1 protein-coding gene is annotated in these 1549 nt (G+C 40.5%); it reads left to right on the top strand.

From position 1 onward, the window contains the following. Positions 1 to 105 precede the first annotated feature (105 nt). Positions 106 to 1545: an IS66 family transposase gene (locus P20439_RS12530; RefSeq protein WP_008467365.1), complete on the top strand. Its 1440-nt coding sequence runs from the start codon at positions 106 to 108 to the stop codon at positions 1543 to 1545. Positions 1546 to 1549: the final 4 nt, after the last annotated feature.

Below are 1549 nucleotides of genomic sequence, written 5' to 3'. Positions count from 1 at the left end.
GTAACTATTCACCAAGACAAATTATTTTCTAAGGATCTTTTTTAGCTATTGACTGATCCTGCCAGTATGCCAAGCTAGAGCTATTACCCTATCGCTCTAGCTTTAATGAATTTAAACAGCATAAATATCACTGAAATAGTTGAGCAAACTAAAACTCAGTTACAAGAAGATAAAACACTCTCGCCAGCGTTGAAGATGTCTATTGAACTCATTCTTGTTGTCGTTGTTATGCTAGCTAGTAAATTAGGACTTAATAGTCAAAATAGTAGCATTCCTCCATCAAAAGATATCAACCGTACAAAGCCAACGAGAGAGAAGTCAGAAAAATCAGCTGGCGGACAAAAAGGCCGAGTAGGTAAAACGCTGACTCAAACAGAAACACCTGATGAGGTACAAGTCATTTTAGTTGACCGAGATTTTTTACCTAAAGGTCACTATCGTGAGGTGGGTTTTCAAAAGCGACAAGTCGTCGATATAGATATCAGTAAAGTGGTGACCGAATACCAGGCTCAAATCCTTGAGAATGAGCAAGGGAAGCGGTTTGTTGGTGAATTCCCCCAAGGTGTTAACGGTCCTATTCAATATGGTGTTGGTGTGAAAGCCCATGCGGTTTACTTATCACAATATCAATTACTCCCTTATAACCGCATTGAAGAATACTTTAGTGACCAACTAGGTATTCCGATCAGTGCCGGCAGTTTATTTAACTTTAATGAACAAGCAGCGGCACTGGTAAAGTCATCGGGCGCAGAAGGTATCATCAAAGCGGCATTACAAAGCCCGTATCAAACTTTGCATGTTGATGAGACTGGCATTAATATCGGCGGTAAACGGCGATGGCTTCATGGTGCATCAACGACTTGGTGGACTTATTTTTATCCTCATGAAAAAAGAGGAAAAATAGCGATGGATGAGGCCGGTATTTTACCGCACTTTACCGGTGTGCTATGTCATGACCATTGGAAGCCATATTATCAATATACCCAATGCCAACATGCATTATGTAATGCTCACCACATCCGAGAATTAGAAAGGGCTTGGGAGCAAGACGGCATGCAATGGGCGAAGGATATGCAAACCTTACTTAAAGAAATGAATAAAGCTCAAATAGATAATCCCGACCTAGATAAAGGGGCTAAACAGAAATATCGTGAGCAATATCAAAAAATATTGCTTCAAGGTGACGCTAAATGTCCACCACCAGATAAAAGTAGCCGAGTGAAAGGTCAGCGAGGCCGATTAAAGCGAACCAAATCCCGCGCATTATTGGAACGACTAAGAGATTATCAAGATGATGTTTTACGTTTCATGATGAGCAGTGGCGTGCCATTTACCAACAACCAAGGCGAGAATGATATTAGGATGACCAAGGTTCATCAAAAAATATCGGGGTGTTTTAGAAGTAAGCAAGGAGCTGAAATGTTCTGCTTGCTGAGAAGCTATTTATCGACTTGCAGAAAACAATATGTATCTGCAAGCCTAGCCCTTGAGTTATTATTCAAAAATCAGCTGCCTGATATATTCATTTCAGATGAGGCTGAATAGTTAC

Source organism: Pseudoalteromonas sp. BSi20439, from assembly GCF_000241165.1.
GTDB lineage: Bacteria > Pseudomonadota > Gammaproteobacteria > Enterobacterales > Alteromonadaceae > Pseudoalteromonas.
The sequence above is the reverse complement of the archived record's forward strand: the minus strand, read 5'-3'. Positions and strand labels throughout refer to the sequence as shown.